General features: G+C 69.2%; 17 protein-coding genes and 1 tRNA gene. 8 read left to right on the top strand and 10 right to left on the bottom strand.

Annotation, left to right across the window (positions count from 1 at the left end; genetic code table 11):
• Positions 1-30: 30 nt before the first annotated feature.
• Positions 31-933, top strand: a complete 903-nt coding sequence (locus CPZ00_RS01515) for a DMT family transporter (RefSeq protein ID WP_096389048.1) — start codon at positions 31-33, stop codon at positions 931-933.
• A 75-nt stretch (positions 934-1008) separates the two neighbouring features.
• On the opposite strand, the gene CPZ00_RS01510 is transcribed toward CPZ00_RS01515, so the two are convergent.
• Together CPZ00_RS01510 and CPZ00_RS01505 are read right to left on the bottom strand one after the other, a co-directional pair.
• On the bottom strand, positions 1009-1530 hold the full coding sequence (locus CPZ00_RS01510; RefSeq protein WP_096389047.1) for a helix-turn-helix domain-containing protein: 522 nt from the start codon (positions 1528-1530) through the stop codon (positions 1009-1011).
• Positions 1531-1712: 182 nt separating this feature from the next.
• Positions 1713-1797 (bottom strand) — tRNA-Leu (locus tag CPZ00_RS01505).
• Positions 1798-2051: 254 nt separating this feature from the next.
• Here CPZ00_RS01505 and CPZ00_RS01500 point away from each other — a divergent pair.
• On the top strand, positions 2052-2612 hold the full coding sequence (locus CPZ00_RS01500) for a DUF420 domain-containing protein (RefSeq protein ID WP_096389046.1): 561 nt from the start codon (positions 2052-2054) through the stop codon (positions 2610-2612).
• Between the two features lie 66 nt (positions 2613-2678).
• Here the strand turns inward: CPZ00_RS01500 and CPZ00_RS01495 are convergent, their stop codons facing one another.
• From CPZ00_RS01495 to CPZ00_RS01485, 3 genes are all read right to left on the bottom strand, one after another.
• On the bottom strand, positions 2679-3440 hold the full coding sequence (locus tag CPZ00_RS01495) for a halocyanin domain-containing protein (protein WP_096389045.1): 762 nt from the start codon (positions 3438-3440) through the stop codon (positions 2679-2681).
• Positions 3441-3551: 111 nt separating this feature from the next.
• Positions 3552-5054, bottom strand: a complete 1503-nt coding sequence (purF, locus tag CPZ00_RS01490) for an amidophosphoribosyltransferase (RefSeq protein WP_096389044.1) — start codon at positions 5052-5054, stop codon at positions 3552-3554.
• A gap of 315 nt (positions 5055-5369) precedes the next feature.
• Positions 5370-6431, bottom strand: a complete 1062-nt coding sequence (locus CPZ00_RS01485) for a M20/M25/M40 family metallo-hydrolase (protein ID WP_096389043.1) — start codon at positions 6429-6431, stop codon at positions 5370-5372.
• A 144-nt stretch (positions 6432-6575) separates the two neighbouring features.
• Here CPZ00_RS01485 and CPZ00_RS01480 point away from each other — a divergent pair, with 144 nt between their 5' ends.
• Entirely contained in the window at positions 6576-7535 is a 960-nt protein-coding gene (locus CPZ00_RS01480) for a zinc-dependent metalloprotease (protein ID WP_096389042.1), read from the top strand.
• 24 nt (positions 7536-7559) lie between these two features.
• Here CPZ00_RS01480 and CPZ00_RS01475 read toward each other — a convergent pair whose 3' ends face one another.
• Positions 7560-7805 carry a hypothetical protein gene (locus CPZ00_RS01475; RefSeq protein WP_096389041.1) on the bottom strand — a complete coding sequence of 82 codons (246 nt, stop codon included), beginning with the start codon at positions 7803-7805 and terminating at the stop codon, positions 7560-7562.
• 238 nt (positions 7806-8043) lie between these two features.
• On the opposite strand from CPZ00_RS01475, the gene CPZ00_RS01470 reads away from it, so the two are divergent.
• A complete protein-coding gene (locus CPZ00_RS01470; RefSeq protein WP_096389040.1) occupies positions 8044-9810 on the top strand; it encodes a glutamate--tRNA ligase in 1767 nt (588 codons plus the stop codon).
• 42 nt (positions 9811-9852) lie between these two features.
• On the opposite strand, the gene CPZ00_RS01465 is transcribed toward CPZ00_RS01470, so the two are convergent.
• Positions 9853-10521, bottom strand: a complete 669-nt coding sequence (locus CPZ00_RS01465; protein WP_233255118.1) for a metal-dependent hydrolase — start codon at positions 10519-10521, stop codon at positions 9853-9855.
• A gap of 85 nt (positions 10522-10606) precedes the next feature.
• Positions 10607-10873 (bottom strand): DUF7553 family protein, encoded by a 267-nt coding sequence (locus tag CPZ00_RS01460; protein ID WP_096389038.1) that lies wholly within the window; start codon positions 10871-10873, stop codon positions 10607-10609.
• A gap of 73 nt (positions 10874-10946) precedes the next feature.
• On the opposite strand from CPZ00_RS01460, the gene CPZ00_RS01455 reads away from it, so the two are divergent.
• The 3 genes from CPZ00_RS01455 to CPZ00_RS01445 all read left to right on the top strand — a co-directional run bounded on the left by CPZ00_RS01455 (position 10947) and on the right by CPZ00_RS01445 (position 14694).
• On the top strand, positions 10947-12212 hold the full coding sequence (locus tag CPZ00_RS01455) for an HD domain-containing protein (protein ID WP_096389037.1): 1266 nt from the start codon (positions 10947-10949) through the stop codon (positions 12210-12212).
• A gap of 175 nt (positions 12213-12387) precedes the next feature.
• Entirely contained in the window at positions 12388-13428 is a 1041-nt protein-coding gene (locus tag CPZ00_RS01450; protein WP_096389036.1) for an amidohydrolase family protein, read from the top strand.
• A 153-nt stretch (positions 13429-13581) separates the two neighbouring features.
• Positions 13582-14694 carry an NAD(P)-dependent alcohol dehydrogenase gene (locus tag CPZ00_RS01445; protein ID WP_096389035.1) on the top strand — a complete coding sequence of 371 codons (1113 nt, stop codon included), beginning with the start codon at positions 13582-13584 and terminating at the stop codon, positions 14692-14694.
• A gap of 26 nt (positions 14695-14720) precedes the next feature.
• Here the strand turns inward: CPZ00_RS01445 and CPZ00_RS01440 are convergent, their stop codons facing one another.
• Positions 14721-15356 carry an HAD family hydrolase gene (locus tag CPZ00_RS01440; RefSeq protein ID WP_096389034.1) on the bottom strand — a complete coding sequence of 212 codons (636 nt, stop codon included), beginning with the start codon at positions 15354-15356 and terminating at the stop codon, positions 14721-14723.
• Between the two features lie 373 nt (positions 15357-15729).
• On the opposite strand from CPZ00_RS01440, the gene CPZ00_RS01435 reads away from it, so the two are divergent.
• Positions 15730-17007, top strand: coding sequence for an MgtC/SapB family protein (locus CPZ00_RS01435; RefSeq protein ID WP_096389033.1), 1278 nt, complete (start codon positions 15730-15732; stop codon positions 17005-17007).
• Between the two features lie 579 nt (positions 17008-17586).
• Here the strand turns inward: CPZ00_RS01435 and CPZ00_RS01430 are convergent.
• Positions 17587-18783, bottom strand: a complete 1197-nt coding sequence (locus tag CPZ00_RS01430; protein WP_096389032.1) for a Cdc6/Cdc18 family protein — start codon at positions 18781-18783, stop codon at positions 17587-17589.
• Positions 18784-19131: the final 348 nt, after the last annotated feature.

Below are 19131 nucleotides of genomic sequence, written 5' to 3'. Positions count from 1 at the left end.
TTATCGAACCCGCCGCACCGCCGTACAGGCGTGGAACTTCTCGCACTCGCGGGTCTGCTCTTTGCCGCCCTCGCGGCCGTGTTGTGGGCCGTTCACAACGTGATCGTCCGGGTCGCGACCCGAACGGGGACGGTCGCCGACACGCTGGCGGTCGTGCTGGCGGTGAACGTCCTCTGTCTCGTCCCGTTCTCGGCGGTCGCCTACTACCCCGACTACGGCCTCACGCCGGTCTCCACCGGTGCGTTCGCGGCCGCCGGGCTCGCCGGGCTGCTGCTCGGACGCCTCTGTATGTTCGAGGCGATCACGGCGATCGGGGCCAGCCGGACGACGCCCGTCGTCTCCGCGTCGACGCTGGTCTCGACCGGCCTGGCCGTGTGGCTCCTCGGGGAGACGATCACCGCGAGGCACCTCGTCGGCATCTGCTGTATCGTCGCGGGCGTCGCCGTCATCTCCTGGCTGACCGCGACGGACGCCGGGGACGACGACTCGCTCCGCGGGATCGGGGTTTCCCTGCTGTTGCCGCTTGCGGCCGCGGCGTTCATCGGGATCGAGCCGGTGTTGATCCGCGTCGGGCTGACTGCGGGGACGCCGATTCCCGTCGGCCTCTCGGTGATGATCGCGGCGGCGTCCGTCAGCTATCTCGGCTACCGGCGCGTCCGTGACGGGGCGATCTCGCTCCCTCGACACGGCGAGGGCCCCCGCTGGTACGTCTGGGCCGGGCTCTCGAGCTCGGCCGGGCTGATCGCGTACTTCGCCGCCTTGTCGGTCGCGCCGGTGGTGATCGTGATCCCGATCGTGCAGGTGTCGCCGCTGGTCGTGCTGGTCATCTCCGCGGCGTTCCTGCCGCGACGCGTCGAACGGGTCACCCTTCGGCTCGTCCTGGCGGCGGCCGTGGTCGTGGTCGGCGCCGCGCTCGTCTCGCTGTCCGGCTAGCGGGAGGCGACGAGATCCTTCCCTGGCCCGAATCTCCGGACCCGAACCCCGGATGACCGCCCGCCGGGAGCCGCCTTACTCGTCGACGAGGGTGACGTCCAGGTGCTCCTCGAGCGCCCGGATGACCGACCCGCCGACGTTGGCGCGGGCGGCTCGGCCCTGTTCGACCGCCAGGACGTCGTCCTCCGCGAGGCCGGTCTCCGCGGAGAGCTCCTCGATCGTCAGCCCCGCGTCCTGGCGCGCCTGCTCGGCGCGTGCGCCGTAGCCGGACACGAGATAGGGGAGCTGGTCGTCCTCGTAATCGGTCCCGTGTTGCTCCCAGTGGCTGGCGTCGCCTTTCCCCGCGTCGTACATCTCCGCCTGCTTGCGCGCGAGCTCCTGCGACCGACTCGGGGAGTCGTCCCCCCGGTCGGAACTGCCCGACCCGCCGCTCGAACTCGAGTCGGCGCTGTCGTCGTGTGGGCGACAGTTCGAACAGACGAGCAGGGTCGCGCCCGCGACCTTCGCTCGTCGGAGATCGCCCGTCTCGCGTCCGCAGAGCTCGCAGGAGTCGCCGTCGCCGCCGCCGCTTGACGACCCCGTCGAGTATTTGGCCATACCCGGCGTACCGGCCGCAAGGGTTTAAAAGAAACGAGGGCTCGGTCGGGAACGCCTGGCACGACCATCGGCGGCCGTGGACGACGCCGCGGCTCCCGAGCGTTGTCGTCGAAGGATTGTGCGTGGGTGCTGTCGTAGGGGACAACACCGTGCATCGGTGTGGCGGGTGTGCCGCCGTGCGATGCGTGGGACCGGATTTGAACCGGCGGACCTCTACAGGACAGCGCCCTCAACGCTGCGCCGTTGGCCTGGCTTGGCTACCCACGCGCTCGCGCGTTTTTCCGCATTCCCTCCTATCGGAAGGACAGTAAAAGGGCTGTCGATTTTCCGGTTCATCGTGGAACGGGTCCACGCCACGGACGTCCCTGCAGGCGATCGGTTTCGAGATCGGCTCGCCGATCTCGGCGATTGATCGATCCACCGGTCGCATCCGGATGTCGGTCAGTGGTTCGCCGGGAGTCGAGGGACCGCCGGCGACCGAAACGGGAGGTCCTTTCACCGGGGACGTCGTAGGCTCGGACATGGCCCTTCGAGCTCGCGACCACGTGCCGGCGGTGGCGGCGCTGCTGTCGGCGGCCGCGTTGGCGCTCGTGTTCGCCGCGGTGACCGGATCGATCCCCACGGCGTACGTTCCCGACCCCGGTCCGGCGGTGCTGTCGTCGTTCACCCATCTCAACGCCGTCATCTCGGTCATCGCGATCACGACGATCGCGGCCGGCTGGCGGGCGATCCGGAACGGCGACGTGCGGCGCCACCGCATCCTGATGGGACTGTCAACCGTTCTGTTCGGCACCTTCCTCGTGTGTTACCTCTGGCGGCTGACCCTCGTCGGGACCGCCGAGTTTCCCGGCCCAGAGGTGTATTACCGATACGTCTACCTTCCGTTCCTCGCGGTCCACATCCTGTTGGCGATCGTCTGCATCCCGCTCGTCTGTTACGCGCTGGTGTCCGCGCTGACGCGACCGGTCGCGGCGATCCCCGAGACGGCCCACCGACGCGTCGGTCGGATCGCGGCCCCGCTGTGGATCGTCTCCTTCGCGATGGGCGTCGGCGTCTACCTGCTGTTGCACCACGTGTTCTAAGCGGGACGGGGTCCGGTCCCTCTCCGCGCCACGCTGTGACCCCCCGTTCCGAAACGTCGTATCTCCCTACTCCTCGGCGTCGATGTCGCCGAACACGAGGGCGAACAGCACCGCCACGAACCCGATGCTGGTGGCGATCGCGAACAGGTCGCTCCCGGAGAGGGTCACGCCGCCGGACGCCGCCGAGGGCGTCTCCCCCGCGGACCCGTCGCCGGAACCATCGCCGCTGCCATCGCCGCCGGAGCCACCACCGCTGCCATCGCCGCCGGAGCCACCACCGCTGCCATCGCCGCCGCTGCCGCCGTCCCCGCCGCTGCCGCCTCCCCCGGACGGTTCGATGAGGTCGTCGTCGGTGCTGCCGACGGCGACGACGCCCTTCATCCCGACCGCCGCGTGGGGGTCACACTGGTACCGGAACGTTCCCTCGCTCTCGAAGGTGTGCTCGAAGGTGTGACCGGCCTCCTGGACGAGCTCCGACTCGAAGGCCCCGTCGGCCTCCGAGACGTTGTGTTGGCCGCCCTGCCCGGTCCACTCCCAGACCACCGTCGTCCCGGAGTCGACGAGGATCGCGGGCGGGTCGAACAGCAGCCCGTTGCCGGCGCCGACGGACACCGTCACTTCGTCTTGCCCCGTCATATCCACGGTTCCCTCGTAGTTGCTCACGCCCTCGAGCCAGCCGTCGTAGTTCGCCGCCGCGCTTCCGGCCCCGATGGCGATTCCGGCGGTCGCTGCCGCAGCGCCCGCACCGAGCCGGACGAATCCCCGGCGGTCGATCGTCGTCGCGTCGTCGGTCGTCCCCGCCTCCCGCGATGAATCACGTGGTGACATATTCACGGGTTCGTCCTCGAGGGGGAATATCCCGTCGGTCGTTCCCGGAGACTGAGACGGTGTGACGAACATATTCGGCACCATTTCGCGGGCGGGGAGGGGCTCCCGTCGTCAGTCGTCGGCGGGCGGCGACTCGCCGATCGCGGGTCGCTCGACGTCGCGGTCGGCCGCCTCGCCCTCGACGTCGTAGGGGTACTCGCCGGTGACACAGCCCAGACAGAGGTCCTCGTGTCCCGTTCCGAGCGTCTCGGCGATCGCGTCGATCGAGAGATACGACAGGGAGTCCGCCTCGATCATCTCGCGGATCTCCTCGGTCGACCGGTCGGCCGCGATGAGCTCCTCGCGGGTCGCCATGTCGATGCCCAGATAGCAGGGCGCCACGATCGGGGGTGCGCCGATCCGCATATGGACCTCCTCGGCGCCGGCCTCCTTCACGAGGTCGACGAGCTGGGTGGAGGTGGTGCCCCGGACGATCGAGTCGTCGATGATCGTGACGGTCTTGCCCTCGACGGTCGACCGGATCGGGTTGAGCTTCAGGCGGACCGCCCGCTCGCGTTCGTCCTGCGTCGGCATGATGAACGTCCGGCCGACGTAGCGGTTCTTCATCAGCCCCTCGGCGAAGGCGACCCCGTCGTCCTCGTCGGCCCGAGGATCGCCGTCGGCCGTGGTCTCGTTGGCCGCGTCGGCGTAGCCGGAAGCGAACGCGCGGCCGGAGTCGGGAACCGGCATCACGACGTCGGTCTCGACGCCGGCCTCCTCCCAGAGCTTCCGGCCGAGTTCCCGTCGGACCTCGTAGACCAGTTCGTCGTCGATGACCGAGTCGGGCCGGGCGAAGTAGACGTGTTCGAAGAAGCAGTGGCCGGCGTGGTCCTCCTCGACGAGCTGGTAGGTGTCGTAGCCGGTGCCGTCCGACTCGAGGACGACCAGCTCGCCGGGGCGGACGTCCCGGACCAGCTCGCCGTCGAGGGTGTCGATCGCCGCCGACTCGGAGGCGAGCACGTAGCCGTCGTCGAGCTGCCCGATGCACAGCGGCCGGTTCCCCTTCGGGTCCCGGACGCCGAGGACGGTGTCGTCGTGCATGATCGTCAGCGAGTAGGAGCCGTGGATACGCTCCATCGTCCGCTTGACCGCACGGACGAGGTCGGCGTCGAGGAGGTTCCGCGCGAGGTCGTGGGCGATCACCTCGGTGTCGCCGTCGGAGGTGAACGCGTGCCCCTGTCGCGCCAGGTCCTCGCGGATCTCGGCGGCGTTCACGAGGTTGCCGTTGTGCGAGAGCCCGAGCGAGCCCGACTTGAACGAGACCGAGAAGGGCTGGGCACAGCTCTTATCGAGGCTGCCCGCGGTGGGATAGCGCACGTGGCCGATCCCGGTCGTCCCGTTGAGCGACTCGAGGTCGTCCGCCTCGAAGGCGTCCCCGACGAGGCCCCGCTCGACGTGGCCGTGCTGTTGAAAGCCGTCGTGGGTGACGATCCCCGCCGACTCCTGCCCGCGGTGTTGTAACGCGTACAACGCGTAATACAGCGGTCGTGCGGCCGGTCGGTCCTCGAGCGCGACGCCGACGACCCCGCACTTCTCGCGCGGGCCCGCGGCGATCCCGTCCCCTCCGGGTTCCATACCGATCGATGCGGGATCGATTCGTAAAAAGACTCGTGTTTGTGGCGTGTTGTCCCCGAATCCCAACGCGTTCGATCCTCGATCGTGAATAACTCACGATCGATATTGATATTTATTGGCACGGATACGCCGGTCTCCCACTCCGCGGCACGCTGGTATGTCCAGCTATACGGCACGCTGGTATGTCCAGCTATACGGCACGCTGGTATGTCCAGCTATACGGCACGCTGGTATGTCCAGCTATACGGCACGCTGGTATGTCCAGCTATACGGCACGCTGGTATGTCCAGCTATACGGCACGCTGGTATGTCCAGCTATACGGACACGTGGAAGTCGTCGTGTGCGCTCGCCTCGTCGGCGATCGCCGCGAGCAGGGTCGCGACGTCGTCGAGGTCGGTCGTGTCGATCACCTCGACGGGGGTGTGCATGTATCGGTTCGGAACCGAGACGTTGACCGAGGGGATCCCGGACCGGGAGGTGTAGAAGGCGTCGGCGTCGGTGCCGGTTCGGGTGCCGGCCGCCTGGATCTGGACGTCGACGTCGGCGTCCGCCGCCGCCGACCGAGCCAGCTCGACGAGGACCGGATGGTTCGCGCTGCCGCGGGTGATCACCGGTCCCTCGCCGAGCTCGACCGGGCCGCGCCGCTTGGCGGCGATGTCGGGATTGTCGGTGGCGTGGGTGACGTCGACCGCGAGGAACGCGTCCGGATCGAGGTCGTAGCCGACCATCTTCGCCCCCTGCAGGCCGACCTCCTCCTGGACGGTCGAGACGGCGTAGACCGTCGCGTCCACGTCGGCGGCGACCGCCCGTCGCAGCGCCTCGGCCGCACACCACGTTCCGACGCGGTTGTCCATCCCGCGTGCGGCGAGCCGGGTGCCGGCGAGCTCCCGGATCGTGGTCGAGACCGTGACCGGGTCGCCGACCTCGACCAGCTCGCGGGCCGCCTCCTCGTCGGCCGCGCCGACGTCGACGAACTGCGCCGAGACGTCCTCGTACTCGTCGTCGGCGGTGTCCCGCAGGTGGATGGCCGTCTGTCCGATCACGCCCTGCACCGGCTCGTCGGCGTGGACCGTGACGTGTTGGCCCTTCGAGACGGTCCGGTCCGCGCCGCCGACGGAGGCGATACGGAGATACCCGTCCTCGAGGACGTCACGAACGATGAATCCGATCTCGTCGGCGTGGCCCGTCACCGCGATCTCCGGGCCATCGCCCGATCCCTCGTGGACCGCGATCGCGTTTCCGTAGGCGTCGGTTCGGACCTCGTCGGCGAAGGTCTCGACGTGGTCGATCCACACGCGCTGGCCGTTCGTCTCGAAGCCCGAGGGGCTCGGCGTCTCCAGCAGCGTCTCGAGAAACTCGCGTCGGCGCTCGTCCATATCGGCCGCTGGACGGGAAGCCGTATCAAACCGACGACTCGGCCGAGCGGTGCGGATCCCGTCGGCGACGATCGAGGGGCAAGGCGCGTGGGAACCGGACGATCCGACGCAAGCGCTTTGGGCGCCCGGAACCGAAACGTGCCTATGAACCTCCTTCGCAGCGTCCGGACGGTGGCCGAGGCCTCCGGCACCGGCGTCGTGGACTGGGACCGGGTCGGACGGGCGGCCAAGGAGGGGACCGACCCCGGCGTCCTGAACCTCTCGCCGGCCGACCGCGCGGGGTACGCGAGCGACGTCCGGGACGCCCGCGACCGGCTCGGGTCGGTTGCGGGGATCACGTTCGCCGTCCCGCCGACGGTCGAGGTGCAGAACCGTCACCACTGGATCGACGCCAACGTCGACACGTTCCGGACCGTGATGGCGCCCGTGGAGTCCCACGCCACGCCGGCGTTTCCGGAACTCTCGCGGGTCGCGAACACCGGCACGATGTCGGTGCTGTTGGCGTTCCTGGCTCGCAACGTGCTCGGGCAGTACGACCCGCTGCTGTTGGCGGACGAGCCGGACGCCGATCACGGGCTCTACTTCGTCCACCCGAACGTGGTGCGCGTCGCCGACGAGCTCGACGTCTCCTACCCGCGCTTCCGCCGCTGGATCGCGTTCCACGAGGTCGCCCACGCCGCCGAGTTCGGCGCGGCGCCGTGGCTGCCCGACTACCTCGAATCGCGGATGGAGGACGGCGTGGTCGCGATCGCCGCCGGCGATCTGGACCGGGACGCGTTCCGCGAGCTCGACGCCGCGATGACGGCCGTCGAGGGCTACGCCGAGCTGCTGATGGACCGGGCCTTCGACGACGCCACGGACGACCTTCGCCGGAAGCTCGACGCCCGTCGGTCGGGCGGCGGCCCGATCGCCCGGCTCCTCCGGCGGGTTCTGGGGCTCGGATTAAAACAGCGGCAGTACGAACGCGGCGCCGCCTTCTTCGAACACGTCGCCGACGAGCGCGGGGTCGCGGCCGCGGCCGCCGTCTGGGACGAGCCGGCCGCGCTCCCGACGGACGCCGAGATCGACGACCCCGCGGCGTGGATCCGACGGGTGGATCCCTGACGAAGACGGCGATTGACGATCGAACTACCGCCGCCGACCGCCCCGCCCGCGTCGGCGGGACGGGGTGAAGTCGCGGATCGTCCGGACCACGTACCACAACAGGACGAGCGAGACGAGGAACCCGCCGCCGAGCGCCGCGAGCAGTTGCCCGGTCGTCGGATCGCCCAGCAGTGCCACGCCGCCGGCGGAGGCGGTGACGATGAGCACGAACAGGGCCATGAGCCAGCGGCCGCCGGCGTCGCGGTCCGCCTCGGGCGTCGAGTCGACCATCAGCCGCACGCCTCCCGTCCCGGTGACATACGCGCCCTTGCGGACGGACGGGCTTGAACCTCGTGGGTCCGGGTTGGACGTCTTCGTGAGTTCGGGTTGGACGTCTTCGTGAGACCGAGTTGGACGTCTCGGCGGTTGACGTCCCGGCGTTGGAACGGTCGGCAACGCCGCGAACGGGCGTGTCGATGTCGGCCGGCGTTCCGGGTCGCTTTTTTAGCGGGCCGCCGACCGGTCCCGTATGGACGAGGAACTCCGCGAGCGCGTCGAGACGGCCGCAGAGGAGGCCGCGCTGTTCAACGCGCTCAAACACGACAGCGACCCGGACGTCGGCGCCATCATGGGGCCGCTCATGGGATCGAACCCCGACTTCCGGCCGCACGGCGACGCGATCCCCGGCGTCATCGCGCCGATCGTGAACCGAGTGGCCGGAATGGACGCCGCCGAACGCCGCGAGCGACTCGCGGAACTCGCGCCCGAGCGACTCGACGAGCTCGAGGCCGACGAGGAGACCGACGACCACGCGCTTCCCGACCTCCCGAACGCCGAGGAAGGCGAGGTCGTGATGCGAGCGGCCCCGAACCCCAACGGGCCGTGGCACATGGGCCACGCGCGGATGCCCTCGGTGATCGGCACCTACGCCGAGCGGTACGACGGCGAGTTCATCTGTCGGTTCGACGACACCGACCCGGAGACGAAGCGGCCCGACCTGGACGCCTACGATGCGATCCTCGAGGACATCGCGTACCTCGGGTTCGAGCCGGACGTCGTTTTAAAGGCCTCCGACCGGGTGGAGACCTACTACGACCACGCTCGCGAGCTGATCGACCTGGGCGGCGCCTACACCTGCTCGTGTCCGGCCGCCGAGTTCAGCGAGCTGAAGGCGAACGCCGAGGCCTGTCCGCACCGCGGGAAGGACGTCGAGACGGTCCACGAGGAGTTCGCGGCGATGGTCGCCGGCGAGTACGACCCCGGCGAGATGGTGCTGCGCGTGAAGACCGACGTCGAGCACAAGAACCCGGCGCTGCGCGACTGGGTGGCCTTCCGGCTGATCGACACGCCGCATCCCCGCGAGGAGGCGGCCGAGTACCGCTGCTGGCCGATGCTTGACTTCCAGTCGGGCGTCGACGACCACCTCACCGGCGTCACCCACATCATCCGCGGGATCGACCTCCAGGACTCCGCGAAGCGCCAGCGGTTCGTCTACGACTACTTCGATTGGGAGTATCCCGAGGTGCTCCACTGGGGCCACGTCCAGCTCGACGAGTACGACGTGAAGATCTCGACGTCGACGATCAAGGAGCTGATCGAGGCCGGCGAGCTGACCGGGTGGGACGACCCCCGCGCCCCGACGATCCGGTCGCTCCGTCGCCGCGGGATCCGCGGCCAGGCGATCGTCGACGCGATGGTCGAGCTCGGGATGTCGACCTCCGACGTCGACCTGGCGATGTCGTCGGTGTACGCGAACAACCGCGAGCTGATCGACGACGGGGCGAACCGTTACTTCCTCGTGCGCGACCGCGCGGACGACCCCGCGGTCGAGCTCGACCTCGCGGGCGGTCCCGACGCCGGCCATCCGCCGCTGCATCCGGACCACGAGGACCGTGGCACGCGCACCGTCCCCGCCGGCACCGTGCTCCTCGAGGAGTCAGATCTGCCCGCCGACGGCGACCGCGTCTGGCTGAAGGGCTACGGCTGCGTCCGCTACGACGCGGCCGACGAGACCCTCGCATACCTCGATGACGACATCACGGCCGTCCGCGAGGAGGGCGTGTCGGTCGTCCACTGGGTCCCGGCCGACGAGTCGCTCGAGACGTTGCTCCGGACGGTCGACGGCGACGTGGCCGGCCACGCCGAGCCCGGAGTCGCCGACCTCGCCGTCGACGAGATGATCCAGTTCGAGCGCGTCGGGTTCGTTCGCCTCGACGCGTTCGATCCCGACCCCGCCCCGTCGGGATACGGTCCGACCGGCGAGGAGGACCTGGTCGTCTACTACGCACACCCGTAGCGCCGGTCCGCGAAGCAGTCCGCGGGTCGGTCGACGCAGCGTTCACTCGAAGTAGCGGTCCGGAACCCACGCCCGCAGCGATGCGGGCATCCGCGCCGCGATCGCGGCCGCGATGTCGGGGAGCCGGCGGCGCACGGCCACGTACACCGCCGAGACGCCCAGCAGGGCCGCCGCGAGCGCGAAGAGCGCCCCGTCGGCGACGGCAAGCACCGGAAGCCCGGCGGCCGTCGCGATCCCGAGGTCCTCGGGCGAGCCGTCGTAGCGGATCCACCGCCGGGGCGCGATCCACCGGCCACGGACGTGGTCGTAGACGGCCCGATCGTCGTGACCCTCCCACGGCCGAAGCTCGAGGCCGCCGCCGAGGACGTCCATCAGACAGTGGGCCGCCGCCGCGGTGAAGCCGACCGCGACCGCGACGACCGCCGGCGTGGACGCCACGAGCACGCCGTGGAGCGGGCTGCCTCCGGCAAGGGCGCCCGTCGGGAGGGTGGCCGCAGCGAGGCCGGCCGCGGCGACGAGCGAGAACGCCACGGCGGCCGCGGCGTACAGGACCGGAAAGTGGAGCGTTCGCCGGTGTCCCTTATAAAGATCGAGGTCGGGAACCGCGCCGCCCACGAGCCCCGCGAGCAGGACGATCCCCGCCAATTCGGGGAATCGCACCGCTATCGGGGCGGCGATCGCCATCCCGACGAGCGCGTGGGTGGTCTGCATCATTTCGTCCTGATCGAGACGACAGAAGACTAAGAACCTGTCGGAGCTTCGGCTTCCCGACGAAGTGAGCCGACAAACGGTTGCGTCAGACCCCCTCGACCGTCTCGCGGTACTCGTTCAGCAGGGCGTTCGCCTCGTCGACGGCGTCCGCGGCGTCCGGATCGTCAGATTTGACGTCCTTGAGCTTCTGCTGGAGGCGGGCGACCGTGCCGTGGTCGGGCCCGCGGTCACGCTCCGCGAGCGTCGCCAGTCGGTCCGCCTGCTCGGTCAGTCGCTCGTCGGCGGGGCCCTCGATCGCGGTCGCCGCCTCCCGGAGCACGTCGCTCGCGTCGTGAAGCTTCTCGGTGCTCATACGATCCCCTTCGTTCGGACGGCGGATAGCAATTGCGCCGACGCTTATAAGTCACGCCGCCGAAGCCCGGGGCATGGTCACGATCAAGGACAGCGTCCACGACCACATCCGGATCGACGGGGTGGCCGCGGACCTGTTGGACACCCCCGCGGTCCAGCGGCTGCGGCGGGTCTCCCAGCTCGGGACCGTCACGCTCGTGTATCCCTCCGCGAACCACACGCGGTTCGAACACTCCCTCGGGGTCTACCACCTCGCCAGCCGTGCGCTCGAGCAGCTCGGGATCGAGGGGACCCGGGCCGACCGGATCGAGGCGGCCGCCATCCTCCACGACGTCGGCCACGCTCCCTTCAGCCACAACGTGGAGTCGCTGCTGCATCGCCACACCGGGAAGTACCACGACGACGTCGGGGACCTCGTGGCCGCCGGCGCGGTCGGGGACGTCCTCCGCGACCACGACCTCGACCCGGACCGGATCGCGGGGATCATCGCCGGCGAGGGACGGTACGCGGGGTTGATCTCCGGGGAGCTCGACGTGGATCGGATGGATTACCTCGTGCGCGACGCCCACCACACCGGCGTTCCGTACGGGACGATCGACACCGGTCGGCTGGTCCGCGAGCTGACGTTCGTCGACGACACGCTCGTGCTCGACGAGGGGAACGTCCAGACCGCCGAGAGCCTGCTGCTCGCGCGGGCGCTGATGAACCCCGTGGTCTACACCCATCACGTCGCGCGCATCTCGAAGGCGATGCTGCGCCGGGCGACCGCGCGGCTGCTCGAGACGCCCGACGTGACCGCCGAGGCGGTCCGCCGGATGGACGACCACGAGCTGATCGTCGCGCTGCGGCGCACCGAGGCCGCACGCCCGATCGTCGACCGATACGACCGACGCGACCTCTACAAGCGAGCCGTCTGGGCGGAGTACGACGACGTCCCGGACGCGGTCCACGACGCCGACCACGAGCGCGTCCGCGAGCTCGAGCGGGAGATCGCCGCGGCGGCTCGTGTCGGCTCCGACTCGGCTGCCGGAACCGGTGCCGCCCCGCCTGCTGACGTCGACGACGTGGACGTGATCCTCGACGTCCCGCCGGAGCCGTCGATGCGCGAGTCGACCTCCCGGGTGACCGTCAACGGCGAGATCCGTCGGCTGGGTGACCAGTCGCCGCTCGTCTCCGCGCTGCGGACCGCCCAGCGCAACCAGTGGCGGCTCGGCGTCTACTGCCCCGCATCGCTCACCGACCGGGTGGGGCGGGCGACCGCCGACGTGCTCGGGCTCGATTCGGACTCGCTCATCAGCGACGTCCGCCACGGGTTGGAGACGACGCTCGACGAGTACTGATCCCGACCGCCCGCGGACGCCGGTCACGCACTGCGGATGCGACCGATCACGCACTGCGGATGCGACCGATCACGCACTGCGGATGCGACCGATCACGCACTGCGGATGCAACCGGTCACGCCGCGTCACGTCCGGTGTCGTGAGCTTCAAGCCGCGCCGCGTGGACCGAACGAGCATGCACCTGGAAGGGACGATCCTCCGCGGACCCGAGTTCACGCCGGTCGAGGGTCGCGTCGTGGTGGCCGACGGCGAGATCGTCACGATCGAGGAGACGGACACGGACGAAGACGCCGTGATCTGCCCCGCGTTCGTCAACGCCCACACCCACATCGGCGACTCGATCGCCAAGGAGGCCGGCGGCGGCCTCTCGCTCGACGAGCTCGTCGCGCCCCCCGACGGGCTCAAACACCGGCTGCTCCGGGCGGCCGACCGCGAGGAGACGGTCGCCGCGATGGCCCGGTCGCTCCGGTACATGGAGGCGACCGGAACCGGGACGTTCCTCGAGTTTCGCGAGGGCGGCCGCGAGGGGGTTTCGGTGCTTCGGGACGCGCTGTCGGGCGCCGGCGGGGCCCAGTCGCTCGGCGAGCGCGACGTCGACGCCGTCATCCTGGGACGCGAGGAGGAGGCGGTCCTCGAGGTCGCGGACGGCTTCGGCGCCTCGGGCGCGCGGGACGCCGACTTCGACGCGGAGCGGAACGCCGCCCGCAACGCGGGCAAGCTCTTCGGCATCCACGCGGGCGAGCGGGACGACCTGGACATCAACCCGGCGCTGGACCTGGACCCGGACTTCCTCGTCCACATGGTTCACGCCGGCGAGATCCACCTCGAGCGGCTCGCGGACCGGGACACGCCGGTCGTCGTCTGTCCGCGGTCGAACCTCGTGACGAACGTGGGCGTCCCGCCGATCCGGGAGCTGGCCGACCGGACGACCGTCGCGCTCGGGACCGACAACGTGATGTTGAACTCGCCGTCGATGTTCCGCGAGATGGAGTTCGCCGCCAAGCTCGCCGACGTCTCCGCCCGGGAGGTGCTCCGGATGGCGACGGTCAACGGCGCCGAGATCGCGGGCCTGAACCGCGGCGTCATCGAGGAGGGCGCGGACGCGAAGCTGCTCGTGCTCGACGGCGACTCGGACAACCTCGCTGGCGCCGAGGACCTCGTCCGGGCGGTCGTCCGGCGGGCGGGCGAGGGGGACGTCAAACGCGTCGTGTTGTAAGACGTGCTGGTGGAGGGCGTGCTGTTGTGAGACGTGCTGGTGGAAGGCGTGCTGTTGTGAGACGTGCTGGTGGAGGGCGTGCTGCGTGCGTTGGGTGACGGCTCCGGAGTCGGGAGCACGCTTATGGGATGACGGACACACCCATGGATCGTGATGGACGTAGACGCGGCACTCGTTACCGAGCCGGAAGGGGAGTTCGAGATCGACACGGTCCAGCTCGAGGAGCCACAGGCGGGTGAGGTGCTCGTGCGGGTCGTCGGGGCCGGGGTCTGCCACACGGACATGATCGTCCGCGACCAGCTGTATCCGACCCCGCTGCCCGCGGTGTTAGGCCACGAGGGATCCGGCGTCGTCGAGGCGGTCGGTCCCGGCGTGACGGGCATCGATCCGGGCGACCACGTCGTGTTGAGCTACGATTACGACGGCGACTGCCACAGCTGTCGGGACGGCCATCCGGCCTTCTGTGAGGACTTCTTCGCGCACAACTTCTCGGGCGCCCGCCCGGAGGACGGCACGTCGCCGATCTCGCGGGACGGCGAGCGCGTCAGCGGGCGCTTCTTCGGGCAGTCCTCGTTCGCGACGCACGCGATCGCGACCGAGCGGAACGTCGTCCCGGTCGACGACGACGTGCCCCTCGAGCTGCTCGGCCCGCTGGGATGCGGGATCCAGACCGGTGCGGGCGGCGTCATCAACTCGCTGGACCCGCAGGCGGGCTCGTCGATCGCGATCTTCGGCGCCGGGTCGGTCGGCCTCTCGGCGGTGATGGCGGCCGGGATCAAGGGGTGTACCGACATCATCTCGGTCGACCTGAAGCCCAACCGGCTCGAAACGGCCGCCGCGCTCGGCGCGACCGAGACCGTCAACCCGGCCGCGGTCGACGACGCCGTCGAGACGGTTCGCGAGCTCACCGGCGGCGGAGTGAACTACGCGCTCGAGACGACCGGCGTCCCCGAGGTGGCCGAGCAGGTCGTCGAGACGCTCACCCAGCGCGGGACCGCCGGGATCATCGGCGCCCCCGCGCTCGGGACGGAGGCGAGTTACGACGTCAACGACCTCATCCTGAACGGGCGGACGATCACCGGCATCGTCGAGGGCGACGGCGACCCCCAGCAGTTCATTCCGGACCTGATCGAGCTGTACCGACAGGGGAAGTTCCCCTTCGACGAACTGGTGACCTACTACGACTTCGCCGACATCCAGCAGGCGGTCGAGGACTCCGAGAGCGGGGAGACGATCAAGCCCGTCCTCCGCGTGAGCGAGCCCTGACGGGCGTCCCCGGCGAACGGACGACCTCACAGCAGCGGATCGAAGCTTTCGACCCTGTGGTCGCCGAGCACGCAGCGACCGCGCTCGGCGTGGCCCAGCCGCTCGACGTGGACCGCGTCGAGGCCGGCGTTCCAGGCGGCCCCGACGTCGCCCTCGCCGTCGCCGGCGTAGTAGCCCCGGGCCCGGTCGGGGTCGACGTCGAGGTCGTCCATCGCGAGCCGCAGCGGGGTGGGGTCGGGCTTCCAGCCGGTCGACTCGGTACAGCAGACGACCGTATCGAAGTGGTCGCGCAGGTCGAGCGCGTCGAGGACGGGATCGGTGAGGAACTCCTGGCAGTGGGTCACGAGGCCGGTCGGGCCGTCGACCGCCGCGAGGAGGCGCTCGGCGTCGGGATGGAGGTACGTCGACTCCGCCCGAACGCGGGGGTCCTCCTCGGCGTGAAAGGCGTCCCAGAAGGCGTCGGGGTCGATCCCCCACGACCGGAGCGTCTCGTTGCGCGACCCCGTCAATCCGTGCCAGAGGACCCGCGCCTGCTCGTCGGAGAAGCGCCGGTCGAGCCGGTCGCCGACGCGGTCGAAGACGCCGCGCGTGTACTCCCACTCGGCGTCGACCAACGTCCCGTCGAGGTCGAACAGGTGAAAGTCGTACGCGCTCGTGAGCATACCCGCGTCTACGGTCCCGACGGAAATGGCCCTTGTGGTGGCCGCGGCGTCGGCTGGTGGGGGACCGTGGGGCGGTGTGCGTGGAGGTGGTTGCCAGTGGGACCGTGGGGCTGACCGGCGTGGCGGCGTCGACCGGCGATGCTCGCAGGGCCGGAAATGGGTATCTGCTAGCGAGGACGTCCGTGATATATGGGGTATATGGGGTATACGGGATATCTGGGGTATATGAGGTATATGGGATATATAGGATATATAGGATATATAGAGAAACGTTGCCATCCGTAACCTATTCGGGGCGGCCCGTCCTACGTCGACGTATGATCGACCGACCGCTGCCGGCGGCGAGGCGGGCGACGCGGGGAGGCCGGCGTCGATGATCCAGACGGGCATCGAGGGGGCGCTGGTGGCCGAGCTCGACTCGCCGGTGACGAAGCTGGTGGTCGCGACGCTGTTGGGGATGTTCCTCGGGTTGGAGCGGGAGTGGTCACACAAGACCGCGGGCATCCGGACGTTCGCGCTCCTCGCGCTGCTCGGGGCGGTCTTCATCGTGCTCGACGCCGGAGGGCTGCTGGTCGTCGGGGGGCTGTTAATCGTCGCGCACGCGGTCCTGCTGGCGGTCCGGAGCTTCATCGAGGAGGACCACGAGGGGCTCTCGCTGACGACGTCGGTCTCGATGCTCGTCGCCTACAGCATCGGGGCGCTCGTCGGCGAGGGGCTCTACATCGAGGCGGTGACGGTGGCGGTGTTGTCCTCCCTGCTGTTGGTGTTGAAGCGGGAGCTCCACGAGTTCGCCTGGGGCCTCTCGAAGGAGGAGGTGCGGTCGGCCACCGAGTTCGCCATCCTCGCGTTCGTCGTCTATCCCCTGTTGCCGAGCGAGCCGATGGGGCCCTGGAACGCCATCCAGCCGCGGGTCGTCTGGCTGCTCGTGATCGCGATCGCGGCGATCGGCTTCTGCAACTACGCCCTGCTCAAGCGCTACGAGGGGCGGGGGCTGGCCGTCACCGGCTTCTTCGGCGGGCTCGTCAACTCGACGGCGGTCATCGTTGAGATCGCCAAGCGTGCCGCGGTCGACGCCTCGCTTCGCGAGCTGGCGGTCGGGGCCATCCTCCTGGCCAACGCGGCGATGGCGCTCCGGAACGCGGTCGTCGTCGCCGCGTTCGTCCCCGCCGAGGCGGTCGCGGTCGGGCTCCCGCTCGGGGGGATCGCGGTCGCGGGCGTGGCGCTGTCGCTGTGGACCAGCGACTGGGACGCGACGGTCGAGACCGACCTGACGTCCCCGTTCAGCACGGCGAACGCGTTGACCTTCGGCGCGCTGTTTCTGGTCGTGCTCGTCGTCGCGGCGGGCGCCCAGGCCACCGTCGGCACGGGGGGCTTCCTCCTCACGATGTTCCTCGCGGGGCTCGTCTCCTCGGGAACGGCGGTGACCTCGGCCGTCACGCTCGTCAGCACCGGCGGGATCGCGGCCGGGACCGCGGTCTGGGGCGTCATCGTCGGGACCGCCGCGTCGATCCTCGTCAAGGTCGCCCTCGCGGCCACGATCGACCGGTCGCTCGTCGGGCCCGTCCTCGGCTACAGCCTCGTGCTGATCGCGGTCGGCATCGGGCTCGGCGTCGGCGCGACGATCGCTCCCGACGTGTTGGGTGGAGTGTGAACGGACCTGTCCGCCGTCGACTGACCGCACAGTCGATCGGCCGGACGACGTCAGCCAGTGGTTCACGTCCGATCGTCGGTTCGTGCGATCGTCGTTGCGGCCAGTTTTCACTCGGTACGAGGTGTGTCCGAGGAGTGACGAGCAGTCCGTCTCCAACGCCCCAGCCGCGAGGACTCGCGGCTGCCCCGTTGATTCCCACCCCGAACAGTCCCGCACCGCATCCCTGCCGGGGCTCGGTCCTCGCACTCGACGTCGAGTACGCGCGAGAATGACGGTCGTTTCGAACACGTCACCGCTATCGATGATCGTGGAAACGGGGTGGGGGGACACACCTCGTACCGAGTGAGTTGCGGCGTTTTCGGGGTGAGGTCGTGGTCGTCGATCGTGGGTGGGACACACCTCGTACCGAGTGAAGATCCAACTGGGTGGGACGTGCAAACGTGTAGAACGTGCAAACGTGTAGAACGTGCAAAGTGTATAGAACGTGCAAAGTGTGTAGAACGTACACGTGTGGCGCGTGGCGGTCGATCGGTCCTCCGTGACGCGGTCCTTCGTGGTGCAGTCCTTCGTGGTGCAGTCCTACGTTGCGTCGAGACCCTGCGCGATGACGTCGGGTGACCGGAGGAGTCGGTGGACGCGGAAGCTGCCCTCGCCGTGTCCCCCGCCGGTGTATTCGCTCTCCGTGACGCCGAGGAAGGATTGCTCCTTCAGGAGGCGCTGGACGCGATCGTAGCTGAGCGGGGTCGTGCCGGCCTGCTCGGTGATCCGCTGGTAGGCGTCGTACACCTCGGCGGTGCGGAACTTCCGGCGATCGGCGTTCTCGGTGAGGAGCGCGAGCGCCCGGAGGATGTGTTTGACGTGCGGCGTCTGTCCGCTCACGAGCTTCTGGAACCGGTTGATCTCGGCGCGTGTCAGCGCGTCGTCGACGTGCGCCTCGGTGACGCGGTCGGCGCGTTCGGTCTCGGCGAGGCGCCCGGCCTCATACAGCATATCCATCGCCTTCCGGGCGTCGCCGTGTTCGCGGGCGGCGAGCGCAGCGGTCTTCGCGATCACGCCGTCCGCGAGGACGCCCTCGGCGAAGGCGTCCTGCCGGTAGGTCAAGATCGCCTCGAGCTGGGTGGCGTCATACGGATCGAAGACGAGCTCGTTGTCCTGCAGCGAGGAGTCGACGCGCTCGCTGAGGCGTTCGCGGTACTCGATCTTGTTGCTGATGCAGACCGCGCCGATGAACGCGTCCGCCTTGCCGCTCTCGCGGGCGCGTGAGAGACTGCGCAGGAGGGCGTCGCCGTCGAGTTTGTCGATCTCGTCGAGAACGATCACGAAGGCGTCGACGTCGCCCTCCGCGAGGAGTTCCCAGGTGATATCGCGGTAGTCCGCGGCGCCGATCCCCCGGCGTGGGATCGACCGCTCCTCGACGACGCCGTCGAGGTCGTCGTGGAGTTCGCGGGCCATCTGCCGGCTCGCCTGGGCCTCGGTGCCGTAGTCGGAACAGTCGACGTACGCGTACGCGAAGCGGTGGCCGTTGTCGGCCGCGTGGCGTTTCGCCTCCCGGGTCACACACCGCGTAACGAGTGACTTTCCTGTGCCGGTCTTCCCGTGGACGATCGTCGTCTCGGGCGGGCCACCGCGAACCGCGGGCGCGAGCGCACTCCCCATCAGGTCGATCTCGTCGTCACGGCCCACGACGCGATCGAGTTCGGGAACGTGGCCGACGCGGACGAGTTTCCGGTCCCGAAATATCTCCCCCGTCTCGAAGATGTCGTCGTGTGTGGGCATACATCCGAGTTGGGTGGTGGTGGTAAAAGCGTATCGACCTCGTACCGAGTGAGATGGTGAATGTTGGCTTTAAATCCACTATATACGTAGTTAAAATCCTTTTAAACATTCCATATACGAGAAAGACACACCCGAAACCGAGTGATTCGACACGGCGAGTGTAACTGCTGAACACGTATCGACGTCCGCCCGTCGTTTCGACTCGTTTTCAGTCGGTATGGGGTGTCCGTGTTGCCCACCGATCGATGCAGGATCAGCCGTGCTGTCCCGATCCGTTGCACGTCTCCGTTTCAGCAACGGACCCATCCGTCGTCGACTGACCGCACAGTCGATCGGCCGGACGACGTC

Source organism: Halopenitus persicus, from assembly GCF_002355635.1.
GTDB classification, from domain to species: domain Archaea; phylum Halobacteriota; class Halobacteria; order Halobacteriales; family Haloferacaceae; genus Halopenitus; species Halopenitus persicus_A.
This window is presented reverse-complemented; position numbering and strand designations above follow the sequence as displayed.

Bases quoted from the DNA above. Each gene is read 5' to 3' on its own strand.
- CPZ00_RS01495 (WP_096389045.1), bottom strand. From the start codon at position 3,440: ATGTCACCACGTGATTCATCGCGGGAGGCGGGGACGACCGACGACGCG.
- CPZ00_RS01460 (WP_096389038.1), bottom strand. From the start codon at position 10,873: ATGAGCACCGAGAAGCTTCACGACGCGAGCGACGTGCTCCGGGAGGCG.
- CPZ00_RS01480 (WP_096389042.1), top strand. From the start codon at position 6,576: ATGAACCTCCTTCGCAGCGTCCGGACGGTGGCCGAGGCCTCCGGCACC.
- CPZ00_RS01485 (WP_096389043.1), bottom strand. From the start codon at position 6,431: ATGGACGAGCGCCGACGCGAGTTTCTCGAGACGCTGCTGGAGACGCCG.
- CPZ00_RS01470 (WP_096389040.1), top strand. From the start codon at position 8,044: ATGGACGAGGAACTCCGCGAGCGCGTCGAGACGGCCGCAGAGGAGGCC.
- CPZ00_RS01435 (WP_096389033.1), top strand. From the start codon at position 15,730: ATGATCCAGACGGGCATCGAGGGGGCGCTGGTGGCCGAGCTCGACTCG.
- CPZ00_RS01455 (WP_096389037.1), top strand. From the start codon at position 10,947: ATGGTCACGATCAAGGACAGCGTCCACGACCACATCCGGATCGACGGG.
- CPZ00_RS01430 (WP_096389032.1), bottom strand. From the start codon at position 18,783: ATGCCCACACACGACGACATCTTCGAGACGGGGGAGATATTTCGGGAC.
- CPZ00_RS01475 (WP_096389041.1), bottom strand. From the start codon at position 7,805: ATGGTCGACTCGACGCCCGAGGCGGACCGCGACGCCGGCGGCCGCTGG.
- CPZ00_RS01450 (WP_096389036.1), top strand. From the start codon at position 12,388: ATGCACCTGGAAGGGACGATCCTCCGCGGACCCGAGTTCACGCCGGTC.
- purF (WP_096389044.1), bottom strand. From the start codon at position 5,054: ATGGAACCCGGAGGGGACGGGATCGCCGCGGGCCCGCGCGAGAAGTGC.
- CPZ00_RS01510 (WP_096389047.1), bottom strand. From the start codon at position 1,530: ATGGCCAAATACTCGACGGGGTCGTCAAGCGGCGGCGGCGACGGCGAC.
- CPZ00_RS01440 (WP_096389034.1), bottom strand. From the start codon at position 15,356: ATGCTCACGAGCGCGTACGACTTTCACCTGTTCGACCTCGACGGGACG.
- CPZ00_RS01500 (WP_096389046.1), top strand. From the start codon at position 2,052: ATGGCCCTTCGAGCTCGCGACCACGTGCCGGCGGTGGCGGCGCTGCTG.
- CPZ00_RS01445 (WP_096389035.1), top strand. From the start codon at position 13,582: ATGGACGTAGACGCGGCACTCGTTACCGAGCCGGAAGGGGAGTTCGAG.
- CPZ00_RS01465 (WP_233255118.1), bottom strand. From the start codon at position 10,521: ATGCAGACCACCCACGCGCTCGTCGGGATGGCGATCGCCGCCCCGATA.